The sequence below is a fragment of the Jezberella montanilacus genome (assembly GCF_003003055.1).
Taxonomy (GTDB): domain Bacteria; phylum Pseudomonadota; class Gammaproteobacteria; order Burkholderiales; family Burkholderiaceae_B; genus Zwartia; species Zwartia montanilacus.
This window is the reverse complement of the sequence record NZ_PVTV01000012.1, coordinates 103,991-118,954: the sequence shown is the minus strand read 5'-3', so window position 1 is coordinate 118,954 and position 14,964 is coordinate 103,991. Positions and strand designations below refer to the sequence as shown.

Sequence of the window (14,964 nt, the reverse complement as noted above, 5' to 3'; positions counted from 1 at the left end):
TCAACATGGCTTATGATAGAAATTCATTAGCCGATTGATAATCAGGATGAGAATACTGCGAGTATGCAATTGAGCAAGGTTATGTTGAGGCTATTCGTTGTAGTCATTTATGGCGTGATGTTGTGCCCGCTATTTTTTGTTGTTTGGCTTAGTTTTTTTAAAGACGCGATTCTTTATTTCCCCCCATCTGGTTATTCGCTCGCCTGGTACGTCAATGCGTGGGCGAACAAATCCTTCGTCAATGGTTTTGTTTTCAGCGTGCAGGTGGCAATATTTTCCGCGGTAGTTGGCGTATTAGTGGGCGTTGCAGCGGCTATCGGGATCATTCGAAATCCCTTCAAAGGAAAAAGCGTCGTTAACACTTTATTGTTGTCGCCTTTATTGATGCCAGGCATTGTTGCCGGGATCGCCATCTATATTTTTTATATTCAGGCAGAGAATCTCGTTGATAAAGATATCGTTGGCACAACGGCTAGTCTGGTTCTTGCGCACGTTTGCCTAACCATTCCTTGGACTGTCAGAATGGTATCTGCCAGTTTGCATGGTTTGGATCCATCGATTGAGGAGGCGGCCTCCAATCTGGGCGCAAACGCGGTCAGCGTTTTCTGGCGCGTAACCATACCTATGTTGCGCCCCGCAATGGTCGCTGCGATGTTATTCAGTTTTATCGTGTCATTTGAAAACCTAGAGGTTTCCTTGTCGCTCGTGTCGCCTGGCAGAACCACTTTACCGATCGCAGTGATGCAGTATCTTGAGTTCAATCTTGATCCGACGATTGCCGCCGTGGCGACGGTACAAATTGCTTTATTAGGAGCCATCATGTTGATCACTGATCGGTTCGTTAAACTTAGTCAGGTGGTTTGAGCATGGCAAAGGTCTCACTTGTTCATCTAAGAAAGCAATTTGACTCTTCTGTGGCCGTCGACGATTTCTCTCTTGAAATTGAGGATGGTGAGCTTGTCACCTTCCTTGGCCCGAGCGGTTGCGGTAAAACCACGACTTTAAGAATGATTGCGGGCTTTGTTGCACCGACTCACGGAAAAATACTGATTGATGGAGAAGACGTAACGCAGACCCGACCGCATAAAAGAAACACGGGTATGGTGTTTCAGCGGTACGCGTTATTTCCTCACATGACCGTTGCAGAAAATATTGCATTTGGTCTCGAGATGCACAAAGTCCCGCCGGCAGCGCGTAAGCAAAGGGTCGCGACTGTTCTGGATATGGTCCGGATGACTGGTTTTAAAGATCGATATCCCAGACAACTGTCAGGTGGCCAACAACAGCGAGTTGCCATTGCACGTGCACTGGCGATTCAACCTCAAGTTTTTCTGCTTGATGAACCGTTATCTAATCTCGATGCCAGGCTAAGACAGGCGGTGAGAGAAGAGATACGTGAGTTGCAACAAAGCTTAGGCTTGACTACCGTTTTTGTCACGCATGATCAAGAAGAAGCTTTGGCTATGTCCGATCGAATGGTCATCATGCATAAGGGAACCGTGCAACAGGTTGGCAAGCCAAGCGACGTCTATGAACAACCAGTCAATTTGCTTGTTGCAGATTTCCTGGGAAAGATGAATTTCTTTCGCGGCCGACCAATTGCTGACCACGCTTTTTTGACAGCGACCGGCACTGTGTTGTCCGTAGCTGCCTTGAGAGCCGACACTCAGTGCGTGGGTGTGCGTCCCGAACGGATGTTGTTGTCTAGCCAACCGCAGTTAGACAACAGCATTCAGGTCAAAGTGACTAGCGTTGCTTATTTAGGTCCTCAAATTGAAGTTACCTTAATGGACGCCGGAAATGAATTAATCCGCTGCCAACTGAGCAATGCCGCAGGGATAGATACCCAGGTCTTTCAGTCGGGCGCTGAGGTGTTTGTTAATTGGCGCGCAGACGACAACGCAGTCTTTTGTGATTCATAGGTTCAGCAACTGAGCATGAACTTATCTCCCGCACCCCAACAAGTAAAAAAATTATCAGGACCCAGCTTGGCGTTCCCAGCCTCGCTTGTTGTCTTGCTGATTATTGTTGTGCCGATGCTCTTGGTGGCAAGATATAGTTTGAACCAGTTCGTGCCAGGTCAAGTGATGAAGGCTGCATTGAGCCTGAGTAACTACATCAGTTTTTTTACGGATCCTTATTACCGTCAAGTGTTCGTGAGCACCCTGCAAGTGGCTGCCATTTGCACGGTGTTGTCTTTGATACTTGGATTTCCAGTTGCTTATTTTTTGGCAAAAACAAAAACGAATTACAAAAGCTTTTTAATTATTCTGTTGATTTTCCCGCTGATGGTCGGCAATGTCGTCAGAGCTGCTGGATGGATGGTGGTGCTGGGTAACGCGGGGGCAGTCAATGCACTGTTGCACTGGTTAGGCATAATTGACCACCCACTCAAGTTGCTTTATACGCCCGTGGCGGTTGTCATTGGCACAACTGCGGTTGTATTGCCCTACATGATTTTGACACTGCAGAGCGTCTTGGAAGGAATCGACTTTTCGCTCGAAGAGGCAGCTCAAAATCTTGGTGCAAGCGCATTCACAACACTTCGCCGAATCGTATTTCCCCTGATCGCACCAGGCGTTGCTGCTGGCACGATGTTGGTATTTATTTTATGCATGAATGCTTATGCGACGCCTGTTTTGCTGGGTGGGAGCGGCATCACCATGATGGCGCCAAGTATTTATGCGCAGATTTCTCGGGCATCGAATTGGCCAATGGGGTCGGCAATGGCAATGATTTTGCTGATGACTAGTTTGTTGGTTTCTTTGTGTGCAAATTGGCTGATACATCGCCGTTATCAGAAGACGATGGTTTCGTGATTTATAACTTGTAAGGGAGTTGTGATGGCCTCGGTTTTGTTTAAGAACTGTGCACTGCTTGATCCGCTTGTGCCAAACCTTTTGAAGCAGCACGACGTGCTTGTCGTCGATGATCGGATTGCAAAGGTGTCAGATACGCCCATCCCGACGCAGGTTGACCAAGTGATCGATGTCAAGGGTAAGACGCTGATGCCGGGTTTAATCGATTGTCACGTGCATGTCATGGCAACGCAGTTGAATCTCAGCACGCAAGGGGTCTTACCCGATGCACTGGTGATGATGCGTGCAGTGCCGATTATGGAGGCGATGTTGCGCCGTGGTTTCACAACCGTCAGAGATGCCGGCGGTGCAGGGTGGGGGCTGAAGTGTGCAATTGAAGAGGGGACAATAGATGGGCCGCGCCTATTTACCGCCGGCCGTGCGTTAAGCCAGACGGGCGGCCACGGAGACCCCCGGCCTCGGTCAGACCATCTAAAGCCCATGAGCTTTTGTGGCTGCTGTTTTCGCGCAGGTGACATTGGCCGTGTCGCTGATGGTGTTGATGCAGTTCGTAAAGCCGTGCGCGAAGAGTTTCAAATGGGTGCGGATCATATCAAAATCATGGCTTCGGGTGGTGTCGCATCGCCAACAGATCCCATTGGTGCCTGGGGTTATTCGGATGATGAAATATCCGCTATTGTGGCCGAGGCAAATGGTCGGCAAACGTATGTGATGGCGCATGCGTACACCGCTGAGGCGATTGCACGGGCTGTTAATTTAGGCGTTCGCACGATTGAGCACGGAAACCTGATTGATGAGTCGACTGCGCAATTGATGGCTCAGAAAGGTGCTTATGCAGTGCCAACGCTGGTGACTTATGAGGCATTAGCGAAAGAAGGCGCGGCCTTGGGTTTTCCGGTGGATAGTGTCGCCAAGATAGAAGTGGTTCGTCAGGCCGGGTTGACTGCCCTGGCGCTACTTAAAAAAGCAGGCGTCAAGATTGCTTACGGAAGTGACTTGCTCGGCGCGACCCAAAGGTTGCAAAGTGATGAATTCAAAATCCGCACACAGATAATGAGCAATTTTGAGGTGATTCAAAGTGCAACAGTGATTGGTGCAGAAGTACTCAACCAAGTTGGAAAATTGGGTCGGCTTCAAGAAGGCGCTTTTGCCGACATATTGATTGTCGATGGCAATCCTTACGAAGATATTACTTGCTTGCTTGGACAAGGCGATCACATTGACCTCGTCATGAAAGCAGGGAAAATTTACGCGCAGAGGTGAGCATGATTGATACCAGCATCATTAAGGATTTCGATTGCGGCGAAGAAAGCCGTTTAATTAACGAGCCTAAGGGAATGTTTCCGGCAACGGCGGCTACCCAGCGCGATCGTGGCGCGGGGCCGTTCAAACGCCTTATTTTGCGTGGCGCGACCATTATCGATGGTACCGGCGCACCACCTTGGGGACCAGTGGATCTTGTTGTTGAAGCTGGACGCATCACCGGTCTGGTTAATGTGGGCACCCCGCAGGTTGCCATTAAACCTGGGCGACGACCAGCAGCGGGTGATCACGAAATCGATTGTCACGGCAAATTCGTTACGCCGGGATTAATTGATTGCCATGGTCACGTGGGTACGCCATATCATGGCATGAGTGGGTCGGTGCCACCAGCAGACTATGTCTACAAGCTGTGGCTGGCACATGGCGTGACAACCGTGCGTGAGATGGGCAGTATCAATGGTTTGGGATACATGTTGCAGCAACGTGAGGCGGCTGAGCGCAACGAGATAGCGGCACCCAGAATGATTTGTCACAGCTACTTCCCGGCTGTTAACGACAGAATTAAAACGATCTTCACGCCGGAGCAGGCGCGCGAGTGGGTGCGGCGCATTAAAGCACGGGGTGCTGATGGCGTTAAATTCTTTGGCGCACCGCCTTTGATCATGCAGGCTGCTTTGGATGAGGCCAATCGACTTGGTCTCAAGAGCGGTTGCCATCACGCACAAATGAGCGTGACGCGTGTGAACGCATTAAGCTCTGCGAAATGGGGGTTGACCAGTTCTGAACATTATTACGGTATTCCAGAGGCGTTGTTTGAAAAACGAGTCGTGCAAAACTTCCCGGCCGATTACAACTACGGCGATGAGTACATGCGCTTTTCTGTGGCTGGACAGATGTTTATGCAGGCTGCAGCGCCTGGTAGTCAAAAATGGAATGACGTGCTTGATCAGTTTTTAGAGCTGGATCATACGTTTGTGCCGACTTTTAATATTTACGACGCCAATCGCGATTTGATGCGAGCTCGTCGTGCGGATTGGCATGGCGCCTACACCTGGAAGTCGATCTGGAAGTATTTCCAGCCGCAACGAGGTGGGCATGGCGCTTATTGGTATCGCTGGAGCACGCAGAACGAAATTGAGTGGAAACAAAACTATGCGCTTTGGATGCAGTTTGTTAATGACTATAAAAACCGGGGCGGCCGAGTGTGTACCGGAAGTGACTCTGGCTTTATCTATCAGATTTACGGCTTTGGGCTAATTCGTGAACTCGAGCTACTGCAAGAAGCAGGATTCAATCCTCTGGAGGTATTACGTGCTGCGACGTCTCAAGGTGCTGCGCTCTTAGGTATCGATGAAGATACGGGATCAATTGATTTGGGGAAACGAGCGGATCTGTTGGTGCATCAGTGCAATCCTCTCGAGGACTTTAAACAGATGTATGGCACTGGAGCGCTTCGACTAAATGACGCTACTGCTGCGACCGAATGGAAAAAGTCCCTGCAATACACGATCCGTGCAGGCGTTGTTTATGACGTTGAAGAATTGCTCGCAGATGTGCGTGCGTTAGTTGATTCAAGCTGGGAGGGTGATGACAGTGACCGACCATCAGGGCGTTGAGCTTATTCTGCTTTGCGGATTTCTGGGTAGTGGCAAAACGTCTCTGGTTGTTGATTTTCTGGCCCAGAATGATTTGAACGACACGGCTGTCATTATTAATGAAGCTGGCGAAATCGGTATTGACGGTGTGTTGGTTCAGGAAGAAACGACTGAGGTGCCGTTCACCCTATTATCAAACGGGTGTGTTTGTTGTTCTTTGCGTAGCAGTCTGGTTTACACCGTCGAGCAATTGTTGGAGGCGCCACGTCCCTCAGGTTCGCCGCCTTTGCGCAGGATTGTGCTTGAAACTAGCGGGGTGTCCAAGCCCAGCCCGATTCTTGCTTCGTTAGCGGATCCTGCCTTGGTCGTCAGACGTCTGCGCGTGTTGGTCGTGAGCACCTTTGATGCCCAAGTTGGTGAACTGAACAGTGAACGTTTTGACGAGGCCGTCGCGCAGCTCAGCGCTGCACAGCGGATTGTTTTCACCAAGCTTGATTGTGTTGATGAAACCTTGCTACCCCGTCGAATTAACTATGTGAGCTCGATCAATCCTTTGGCGCAGATCGTTGCCGACACCGACCGACGCATCCTGGTCGAGAAAGCATTTCAGTGCTACGAAATGGAGCAAAATCAAGATGAATGGCAACAGCAACTGACGATGAGAGACCTCTCAACGACCGCAGCCCATCCCAGAATTCATGTCTTGAAAGGGATCGCGACGCGAGCGCTTTATTGGGAAGATGTCGCGCAATGGTTGGACGACTTAGCGGGATTCTGTGGGGATAGACTTTTGCGCACAAAGTTGCTTGTGCATGTCTCTGATTGCGCCGAGCCGATACTCATACAAAGCGTTGGCACGACCTATTCAATGCCAAGACGATTGACGAAATTTCTGACTGAGGCTGATGTTATTGTGGTGATGACAATGGATCTGGATGCTATTAGTATTATGAATGAGTTGGCGGATGGGATTATCTGTCTCTCAAATGCCTTAATGCCGACCAATGCCCCACAGCCGTTGTTCAACGTTGTTTCTCATTAACTACGCAATCAGGATCGCTTATGTCATCGCCAAATACGACCAGACGTCAATTACTGAAAACTGCTTCGGGGCTCTTATTGCTGCCAACTGCACCACTGCTAGCAAAAAAGGCAATGGCTGAAGGCACTGATGTCGTGGTCGGAACGTGGGGGGGCGACTACCAGAACCTATTGCTGAAAATCGTTAATCCTGTTTCTGGTGTGCCTGTTGTGTTTGATACCGGCAGCGCCGAAGCGCGATTGACGAAGTTGCGAACAGAGGTGAATGCGCGTCGGGGTTCGATGGATGTTGCCCTGTTACAAGATCTGGATATGTACGACGCTTCACAAGCCGGCACGCTCGAAGCGCTTAGTGACAAAACGATCCCTAATCTCGTGCACGTCCATGATCAATTTAAAACTGCATATTCGATCCCCCATATTTTTAGTGCCATGGTGCTGGTCTACAACAAAGAAAAAATTTCAACGCCGCCCCAATCTTTTAACGATGCACTAGATCCAAAGTACAGGAGTCGGGTAGGTTTTTCCGACATCCTCTTTGCGGCAAGCACGCTTTTTGCGGGTTTGGCTAATGGCGGAAATATGGGTAGCTACGATGCGGGGACTCAGTTTTTATCGAAACTAAAACAAAACGATCCCAAGGTGTTTCCCTCAAACGAAGCGGTTGCCGCTGCCTTCAAGTCGGGTGAGATCTGGATCAGTTGCATGTGGAAGGCCCGCGCTCTGCAATGGCAGAACGACGGTTTGCCGCTTGGTTTTGTCGTGCCGCAAGAGGGTGCGGTGGCGGTGACTTTTGAGGGTGCTGTGCCTAAGAGTTCGCGAAACAAGGAAGGTGCCGCTAAATTTCTTAACGCAATGCTAGATCCTAAGGGGCAAGTCGAGTTCGCTAGGGCGATGGGCTATGCGCCAACGGTTCGTAATGCCGACCTTCCAGCTGATTTGCGTGCGCGCGTCAGTTTTACGGATGACGAAATGAAGCGAGTCTTTGCCTATGATGCCAAAAAACTCATTACACAGAAATCAGTCGTTTTGGATTATTGGAATAAGTCGTTCAAAGCTTGAGTCAAAAGTTTTAACCCCTACGTCAGTCAAGATTAGACCTTACCAACCGGAGCCTGTCTCCCATAAGACAGGCTTGCCGCTCTTCTGAGCTTTGCGCATCAGGTCAAGCAAGGGGAAGGCCCTTTGCCTCAAACTTACCGGTAACAAAAAGGGGCTGGGAATGGTCTCTTCATCTACTTCGGCTGGGACTTCGCTTGCCACCCCGCCTTCAAGCCGTTGGATCGCTTCGGGTAACTGTTCAATGCTAAAAACGCCGCGAACGGGGAAAGGGTTTTCGGCGATTTTACCCGCCAATAGCAAGATGGGTTTGGCATGTTCGCCAAGCATTAAAACGTCTCCGCCGGCTTTGCTGCTGAATGTCACTAGCATTTTTTTCTCCTAGTTGAACTAACCATACACCAAAGCGGTCAGAAGTTTCTAAAACCAATTCAGGCTATTATTTCAAGCTTCCCATTGCGCAGCCACACACCATGCTCCCCGAGCAAAAACAAAACTTAATAAAAAGCCTTCAGGCAGCCGTTAAAAGCGTGTTGCCCGACGCCAATCCCAATGTCCTACTTGAGCGCCCAAAAATTGCCTCGCACGGGGATTTGGCGACAAACGTGGCGATGCAACTGGCGAAGCCAGCCAAATTGAACCCACGCGAGTTAGCTCAAAAAGTGGTTGATGCCCTGATGGCTGACGAAAGCGCCCGCGCCATGATCGAGTCTGCCGAATTGGCCGGGCCCGGGTTTATCAATTTTCGTTTGACGCATCAGGCACGTGTGGCCGTGTTGACGGCTATTACAGAGCAAGGCGAGTCTTATGGGCGAGCCTCTCGTAAAGCTGAAAAAGTAATGGTTGAATTTGTTTCGGCAAACCCAACAGGACCTTTGCACGTCGGCCACGCGCGTCAAGCCGCGCTTGGCGATGCCCTTTGTCGCATCTTTGATGCCAGTGGTTACGAGGTAAGTCGCGAGTTCTATTACAACGACGCGGGTAACCAGATTCATAATCTGGCGATTAGTGTTCAGGCGCGCGGCCGTGGGGTGAACCCAGGCATTGGCGATGAGCCTGGCCATCCTGAATGGCCGGAGGATGGCTATCGCGGTGAATACATTGCCGATATTGCCCGCGATTTCATCGCCAAAAAGACCGTTACCGCGAGCGACGGTCTACCTGTCACCGCAAACGGTGATCTCAATGATTTGGATAATATCCGCCGTTTCGCCGTTGCGTATCTGCGCCGCGAGCAAGACTTGGATCTGCAGGCGTTTGGCCTGGCTTTTGATAACTATTATCTTGAAAGCTCTCTGTATACGAGCGGTCGTGTTGAAGAAACCGTGACCAAGTTGGTGGCGAGCGGCAACACGTATGAAAGTGAAGGCGCTTTGTGGCTGCGCACGACCGAGCTCGGTACGGGCGACGACAAAGACCGCGTGATGCGCAAATCTGAGGGTGGTTACACCTACTTTGTGCCTGATGTGGCCTATCACGTGACGAAATGGGATCGTGGATTTGCCCACGCCATCAACATCCAGGGTAGCGATCACCATGGCACGGTCGCGCGTGTTCGCGCAGGCCTCCAGGCATTGGAAATGGGAATCCCGAAGGATTTCCCTTCATATATTCTGCATAAGATGGTCAAGGTAATGCGCGCGGGTGAAGAGGTCAAAATCTCAAAGCGCGCAGGCAGTTATGTCACCCTGCGCGACTTGATTGATTGGGTTGGGCGCGATGCCGTTCGATTCTTTCTGATTCAGCGTCGGGCTGATACTGAGTTTGTGTTTGACGTAGATCTTGCTCGTTCGCAAAGTGAAGAGAATCCCGTTTATTACATTCAATATGCCCACGCGCGTATCTGCTCAATGCTTGCCCAGTCTGGCACCAATGAGGCAGCACGAACTTTGGCACCGTTAAGCCTCTTGAGTGCGCCGACGGAGCTCTCGTTGCTGCAACGTCTTGCCGAGTTCCCTGCGTTGATTGAGCAGGCAGGGCAAGAATTATCTCCCCATTTACTGGCGTTTTGGTTGCGTGACTGTGCATCTGATTTTCATGCGTTCTATAACGCCGAAAGAGTGCTCGTTGATGATGTTGAACTGAAATGCGTGCGTTTGCGTCTGGCAGACGCAACCCGCCAGATATTGGCAAATGGCCTGGATTTGTTGGGTGTGTCGGCACCTGAACGGATGTAAGATTGAGGTATGGCTAAACGTAAATCTTCAGGCGGTGGTGGTATTGGTGGCATCGTCTACGGTGTGCTGGCTGGATTGTTGATTGGTTTGATGATCGCGGCTTCAGTCGCCTATTACCTGAAGAAATCGCCCCTGCCTTTTGTTGATAAGGTCAGCCGCTCACCCGATAAGACGCTGCCCTCGGGCTCCGTGACTGACGCGCCCGATCCAAACGCTGCGTTTGGTAATCGAACGGGAAGTAATCCCGATGGGCCTCTTGTTGACGTACCGAAAGTCTCAGAGCAACCTGGCGCGGCGACATCGTCGGCTGCGAACAAGCCGGGTGACATGAAAGATGACTTGGGCGACTTAATCGCGACGCTGCAGCCTGTTTCGCCGTCTTCCTCCCGATCGCAAACAGCGCCCTCAGTGGCGAAAGATTCTGCCGCTAAAATCGATGTTCCAAAGCCCGAGGCAAATAAGTCCGAGACCGGTAAATCGGGTGACAGCGCTGCGGGCGCTTCGGGCGGTACTTATTACCTTCAAGTGGGCTCATTTAAAGCAAGGTCAGATGCAGAGACCTTGCGTGCCAAGCTTATTTTGATGGGGATATCGTCAGAGATACAGCAAGCCGAAGTGGGCGGTGGTCAAGTTCATAGAGTGCGAGTCGGTCCGTTTAGCCGTCTGGACGAAATGAATCGTGTACGAGCCCGGTTAGGTGAAGAGAAGATCCCAGCAGTTGTCGTCAGACAATAATTTTTTAAATCATCAGGTAGCCGAAAATGAAGTCAAATATGTTTTTGCGAGCGCTGGCCGTCTGTGCAGTCGCTATGACGACCTTCGTGAGTGCCTCAGCGGTTGCCGCTCAAGACGTGTCCTCAGCTAAATATAAAGCAATTGACCCACCCCAAAGAACTGAGCCTGGCAAAATAGAAGTCCTCGAGTTTTTCGCCTACTCATGCCCCCATTGTGCAGTTCTTGATCCGATGTTGCAGTCCTGGGCAAAGACCTTGCCCTCTGATGTGGTGGTGACCCAGGTGCCTGTCGTCTTCAGCGCGGCGTATAAGCCCCTTGCACAACTGTACTTCTCTCTTGAGGCATTAAATCGGCTGGATCTGCACGGGTTAGTATTCAAAGCAATTCACGAAGAGCATAAGCGTATCTTCACCAAAGCAGAGATGTCAGACTGGGTGGCGAGTCAGGGCGTCGACAAGGCTAAATTCGAAGGGGTGTTCGACTCGTTTGGTGTGTTGTCGAAAACCGAGAGAGCCAATCAGCTGTCTAAGGCCTACAACGTGGAGGGCACTCCATCAATGGCCGTGGCGGGTAAATACCTTACCTCGCCATCCGAAGCTGGCGGGTATCAGCAAACCATTGACGTTGCAGACGCATTGGTCAAGAAAGTGAGAGGCAACTAGTTAAATGCGATTAAAGATCCCAGTTTTGGATCTTGCCCAACGCCTGAGTTAAGTCCTCAATCAGATCCACCGTTGATTCGAGGCCGATGTGCAATCGGATCACCGCGTGTGGATTGTTGGCCCAGTAGGTGTGTGGCGCTAATGAGCCGGGCTCAACCCATTGCACCAGGCTTTCATAGCCACCCCAAGAGAACCCAATTCCAAAGAGCGTGAGCGCGTTGACGAAAGGCTTGGCAGCCTCTGGGCTGCAGTTAAGCTCGATCGAAAGCATGCCGTTTGATCCCGTCGCATCGCGCTGCCATAGCGCATGGCCTGGGTCTTTGTGCCATGCCGGATGAAACACCCGTGCGACTTCTTTGCGTGAGTCAAAAAACTGACAAATTTCAAGCGTATTTTTAGCGTGTTGCGGCATACGAACAGCGATGGTTTTGACGCCACGTAATGCAAGCCATACGTCGTCCGCGCTAATCGAATTACCCATTGCATACTGGGTCTGAAAAATCCGCCTAGCTAAGGCCTCGTCATTGGTCACCACAGCACCCAGCATCACATCAGAGTGCCCCACGACGTATTTGGTCCCGGCGATCACAGAGATATGAGCGCCCAAATCCAGTGGCTTGTAGATGTATCCGGAGCCCCAAGTGTTGTCAGCGGCTAAAACGAGGCCCCTTGCATTGGCGATTTTGGCTAAGGCGGGGATATCGATCATCTCGAACAGTAAGGAACCTGGCGACTCGACGTAAATCATTTTGGTATTGGCTTGTATTAGCGCGGCGACATCATCATGGCCAACCGAGAAATACGATGCCGAGATCCCCAAACGACTCAACAAAGCGTTGTTGAGGTTGCGGACGGGGGCATAAACACTGTCGGAAATCAGCACGTGATCGCCGGCTTGCAAAACGGTCATGAACAGGATGTTGATTGCTGCTAAGCCAGACGGCGCCAGGCAAGTGTAGCAACCGCCTTCGAGCGCGTTAAATACCTCTTCGAGCGCGCGATGGGTATCCATGCCCGATCGACCGTAGGTAATCGGACGCTCACCTTTCATGCGACGTGCAACGGTTTCTTGTAATCGATCGAGATTCTCAAATCTGACCGTACTGGTGCGCATCGAGGGCAGGTTAACGGGGGCAGTACCCGTTACAGGGTCAAAGGGGGCACTGCCAATATGTAGCAAACGAGTATCGAGGTCGTGGTTCACAAAAAATCCTTAATTGTGGTGGCAGCCGTTCGGTTAAACGCATGTAAATCTAATGATGCCATCTTCGCCGACTGTCCGGGATAGCTTGCCGTCGTAATAGAGGGCGTGTAAGTGAGCAGTCGCTTCACCCATCGCAAACGTGGTTTGGTGCAAGTCTAGCTTGCGCTTGAAGAGCACGGGCAAGATATCGTGCGTGCTCTGCGGCGTCGCACACGCCTCCAGTACCTCTGCCAGCCGGTCACGATGATGTTCTTGTTGTTGATTGACGCGCTCGTGCAGGCCGGTAAACGGTTTGCCGTGCGAGGGCAGGATGAGCGTATCTTCGGGAAGCGGATTGAACGAGGCGATCGAGCGCAAATACAGCGGCAGAGGGTTGCTCATTGGTTCGATGTCAAAGACGCTGATATTGGTTGATATTCGCGGCAGCAGCATGTCGCCTGATATCAGTACTTTAAGGTCTTGGCAAAACAGCGCCATATGTTCAGGAGCATGGCCGTATCCGACAATGGTCTGCCAGTTGTGGTCACCAATCCTGATGATGTCGCCATCAAGCATGCGAATATAGGACTCGGGCACGCTGGGCACCAAGCCACTGTAATAAGTTGATCGGGCACCCAGCTGAGCTAAGGCTTCTTGATCGCGCAGGCCGTGACTAGCAAAGTGTGCAACGGCAGTCGCCCCACCCGTGCCGGCGCCGTTGGTGTGCGAGCTCCAGTGTTTGGCTGTCATGTAATCAGTCATACTCATGAACAGGGGCACGCCCCAGTGCTTGCAGATCCAGTCGGCTAAACCCACGTGGTCCGGATGCATGTGTGTGCAGATCACTCGCAGCACGGGCAGTCCTTCAAGTTGGGTATCAAAAATTTGTTGCCAGAGCGCTTTGACCTCGTCTCGACCAATACCGCAATCGACGACCGTCCATCCTTCTACGCCTTCGATATTGTCCCGTAACAGCCACAAGTTGATATGATCGAGTACAAAAGGAAGCGGCATTCTGATCCAGCGAACACCTGGCGCGACCTCAATGGTTGTTGCAGGTTGGGGCAAGGTGTCGCCTAAGGGGTAATGTAATCTGCTTTCGAGTAGATTCATGAGCTTGTTTGTCTCTGTGCTGGATCTGGTGGCTTGACCACGCGAGTTTTATGTCGAAGTCTAACTATACCAACGCTTGCCCCAATTAAAAACGTGAGGAGACTGATATGCAATTGCCAGGCCTGAATTTTGAACTCGGACAAGACATCGACATGTTGCGCGAGGCGATCCGGGACTTTTCTGACAAGGAGATTGCCCCATTAGCCGCTGCGGCGGACAAGGATGATCAATTTCCGATGCAGCTATGGCGCAAAATGGGCGATGTAGGCGTTTTGGGGCTGACGGTGAGCGAAGAGTACGGGGGCGCCAACATGGGCTACCTCGCCCATATGGTTGCCATGGAAGAAATATCTCGTGCGAGTGGTGCAATTGGCTTGTCTTATGGTGCGCACTCTAATTTGTGTGTGAATCAGATTCATCGCAACGGAACCGAAGCGCAGAAGCGCAAATACCTGCCCCAACTGATATCGGGCGAGCATGTTGGCGCTTTAGCCATGAGCGAGCCGGGTGCCGGGTCGGACGTGGTTAGTATGAAACTGCGAGCAGATCCCAAGGGAGCTGACTACGTGTTGAACGGCACGAAAATGTGGATCACCAATGGCCCGGATGCGGACACACTGGTGGTTTACGCCAAGACGAATCCTGAGGCTAACGCGAGAGGTGTCACTGCTTTTTTGGTCGAAAAAGGGATGCCCGGGTTCAGCATCGCTCAAAAGCTGGATAAGCTAGGCATGCGCGGTAGCCATACCGGTGAATTAGTGTTTGAGAACTGTCTGATACCCGGCGATCATGTGCTCGGTGAAGTCAATGGCGGCGTCAAAGTGCTGATGAGTGGTCTCGATTACGAGCGGGCTGTGCTCACCGGGGGTCCGCTGGGCATTATGCAGGCCGTGATGGATCAGGTCATCCCCTATATTCACGATCGTAAGCAGTTCGGCCAGTCCATTGGTGAATTTCAATTGATACAGGGCAAGGTAGCAGATATGTACACGACGCTTCAGGCTTGCCGGGCGTTTTGCTACACGGTTGGAAAAAATTTGGATCAGCTAGGCGTTCTGCATGTCAGACAGATCCGCAAAGACTGCGCGGCAGTCATTTTGTATTGCGCTGAAAAAGCAACGTGGTTGGCTGGCGAAGGGATACAGATTTTTGGTGGTAATGGCTATATCAGCGAATACCCGCTTGGGCGCTTCTGGCGTGACGCGAAGCTCTATGAGATCGGCGCGGGCACCAGCGAAATTCGCCGGATGTTGATCGGTCGTGAGTTGTTCAATGAGACGATGTAATCCATCTAAAAAACGGATGACTGATGTTTGC

The 14,964-nt window shown here is 51.2% G+C and carries 14 protein-coding genes; 11 read left to right on the top strand and 3 right to left on the bottom strand.

Translation table 11 applies throughout. From position 1 onward, the window contains the following. Window positions 1-81 precede the first annotated feature (81 nt). Genes BCM14_RS06370 through BCM14_RS06340 form a run of 7 tightly spaced genes read left to right on the top strand, consistent with a single transcriptional unit; the run spans window position 82 to window position 7,780 of the window. Window positions 82-864 (top strand): ABC transporter permease, encoded by a 783-nt coding sequence (locus tag BCM14_RS06370; protein ID WP_259673460.1) that lies wholly within the window; start codon window positions 82-84, stop codon window positions 862-864. A gap of 2 nt (window positions 865-866) precedes the next feature. Next, window positions 867-1,922 (top strand): ABC transporter ATP-binding protein, encoded by a 1,056-nt coding sequence (locus BCM14_RS06365; RefSeq protein ID WP_106227177.1) that lies wholly within the window; start codon window positions 867-869, stop codon window positions 1,920-1,922. Between the two features lie 15 nt (window positions 1,923-1,937). Further along, window positions 1,938-2,819 carry an ABC transporter permease gene (locus BCM14_RS06360; RefSeq protein ID WP_106227176.1) on the top strand — a complete coding sequence of 294 codons (882 nt, stop codon included), beginning with the start codon at window positions 1,938-1,940 and terminating at the stop codon, window positions 2,817-2,819. A gap of 24 nt (window positions 2,820-2,843) precedes the next feature. Next, window positions 2,844-4,082, top strand: coding sequence for a metal-dependent hydrolase family protein (locus BCM14_RS06355; protein WP_106227175.1), 1,239 nt, complete (start codon window positions 2,844-2,846; stop codon window positions 4,080-4,082). Window positions 4,083-4,084: 2 nt separating this feature from the next. Then, on the top strand, window positions 4,085-5,698 hold the full coding sequence (locus BCM14_RS06350; protein ID WP_106227174.1) for an amidohydrolase family protein: 1,614 nt from the start codon (window positions 4,085-4,087) through the stop codon (window positions 5,696-5,698). Further along, window positions 5,670-6,719 (top strand): CobW family GTP-binding protein, encoded by a 1,050-nt coding sequence (locus tag BCM14_RS06345; protein WP_106227173.1) that lies wholly within the window; start codon window positions 5,670-5,672, stop codon window positions 6,717-6,719. Before BCM14_RS06350 ends, BCM14_RS06345 begins: the two co-directional genes overlap by 29 nt. A 20-nt stretch (window positions 6,720-6,739) precedes the next feature. Next, window positions 6,740-7,780 carry an extracellular solute-binding protein gene (locus BCM14_RS06340; RefSeq protein WP_106227172.1) on the top strand — a complete coding sequence of 347 codons (1,041 nt, stop codon included), beginning with the start codon at window positions 6,740-6,742 and terminating at the stop codon, window positions 7,778-7,780. Window positions 7,781-7,819: 39 nt separating this feature from the next. Here BCM14_RS06340 and BCM14_RS06335 read toward each other — a convergent pair whose 3' ends face one another. Beyond that, on the bottom strand, window positions 7,820-8,149 hold the full coding sequence (locus tag BCM14_RS06335) for a DUF1840 domain-containing protein (protein WP_106227171.1): 330 nt from the start codon (window positions 8,147-8,149) through the stop codon (window positions 7,820-7,822). Window positions 8,150-8,250: 101 nt separating this feature from the next. Here BCM14_RS06335 and argS point away from each other — a divergent pair, with 101 nt between their 5' ends. From argS to BCM14_RS06320, 3 genes are read left to right on the top strand one after another with little or no spacing between them, the layout of a single operon-like run. Further along, entirely contained in the window at window positions 8,251-9,954 is a 1,704-nt protein-coding gene (argS, locus tag BCM14_RS06330; RefSeq protein ID WP_106227170.1) for an arginine--tRNA ligase, read from the top strand. A gap of 9 nt (window positions 9,955-9,963) precedes the next feature. Further along, a complete protein-coding gene (locus BCM14_RS06325; RefSeq protein ID WP_106227169.1) occupies window positions 9,964-10,689 on the top strand; it encodes an SPOR domain-containing protein in 726 nt (241 codons plus the stop codon). A gap of 26 nt (window positions 10,690-10,715) precedes the next feature. Then, a complete protein-coding gene (locus BCM14_RS06320; RefSeq protein WP_106227168.1) occupies window positions 10,716-11,351 on the top strand; it encodes a thiol:disulfide interchange protein DsbA/DsbL in 636 nt (211 codons plus the stop codon). Window positions 11,352-11,361: 10 nt separating this feature from the next. On the opposite strand, the gene metC is transcribed toward BCM14_RS06320, so the two are convergent. Both metC and BCM14_RS06310 read right to left on the bottom strand, forming a co-directional pair. Beyond that, on the bottom strand, window positions 11,362-12,555 hold the full coding sequence (gene metC / locus BCM14_RS06315; protein ID WP_259673459.1) for a cystathionine beta-lyase: 1,194 nt from the start codon (window positions 12,553-12,555) through the stop codon (window positions 11,362-11,364). A 33-nt stretch (window positions 12,556-12,588) separates the two neighbouring features. Next, window positions 12,589-13,647, bottom strand: a complete 1,059-nt coding sequence (locus tag BCM14_RS06310) for an MBL fold metallo-hydrolase (protein ID WP_106227167.1) — start codon at window positions 13,645-13,647, stop codon at window positions 12,589-12,591. 107 nt (window positions 13,648-13,754) lie between these two features. Here BCM14_RS06310 and BCM14_RS06305 point away from each other — a divergent pair, with 107 nt between their 5' ends. Further along, a complete protein-coding gene (locus BCM14_RS06305; RefSeq protein WP_106227166.1) occupies window positions 13,755-14,933 on the top strand; it encodes an isovaleryl-CoA dehydrogenase in 1,179 nt (392 codons plus the stop codon). The last annotated feature ends 31 nt before the right edge of the window (window positions 14,934-14,964 follow it).

Coding starts and splice junctions, on each gene's coding strand:
- BCM14_RS06370 (WP_259673460.1), top strand. CDS start 82: ATGTTGAGGCTATTCGTTGTAGTCATTTATGGCGTGATGTTGTGCCCG.
- BCM14_RS06365 (WP_106227177.1), top strand. CDS start 867: ATGGCAAAGGTCTCACTTGTTCATCTAAGAAAGCAATTTGACTCTTCT.
- BCM14_RS06360 (WP_106227176.1), top strand. CDS start 1,938: ATGAACTTATCTCCCGCACCCCAACAAGTAAAAAAATTATCAGGACCC.
- BCM14_RS06355 (WP_106227175.1), top strand. CDS start 2,844: ATGGCCTCGGTTTTGTTTAAGAACTGTGCACTGCTTGATCCGCTTGTG.
- BCM14_RS06350 (WP_106227174.1), top strand. CDS start 4,085: ATGATTGATACCAGCATCATTAAGGATTTCGATTGCGGCGAAGAAAGC.
- BCM14_RS06345 (WP_106227173.1), top strand. CDS start 5,670: ATGACAGTGACCGACCATCAGGGCGTTGAGCTTATTCTGCTTTGCGGA.
- BCM14_RS06340 (WP_106227172.1), top strand. CDS start 6,740: ATGTCATCGCCAAATACGACCAGACGTCAATTACTGAAAACTGCTTCG.
- BCM14_RS06335 (WP_106227171.1), bottom strand. CDS start 8,149: ATGCTAGTGACATTCAGCAGCAAAGCCGGCGGAGACGTTTTAATGCTT.
- argS (WP_106227170.1), top strand. CDS start 8,251: ATGCTCCCCGAGCAAAAACAAAACTTAATAAAAAGCCTTCAGGCAGCC.
- BCM14_RS06325 (WP_106227169.1), top strand. CDS start 9,964: ATGGCTAAACGTAAATCTTCAGGCGGTGGTGGTATTGGTGGCATCGTC.
- BCM14_RS06320 (WP_106227168.1), top strand. CDS start 10,716: ATGAAGTCAAATATGTTTTTGCGAGCGCTGGCCGTCTGTGCAGTCGCT.
- BCM14_RS06310 (WP_106227167.1), bottom strand. CDS start 13,647: ATGAATCTACTCGAAAGCAGATTACATTACCCCTTAGGCGACACCTTG.
- BCM14_RS06305 (WP_106227166.1), top strand. CDS start 13,755: ATGCAATTGCCAGGCCTGAATTTTGAACTCGGACAAGACATCGACATG.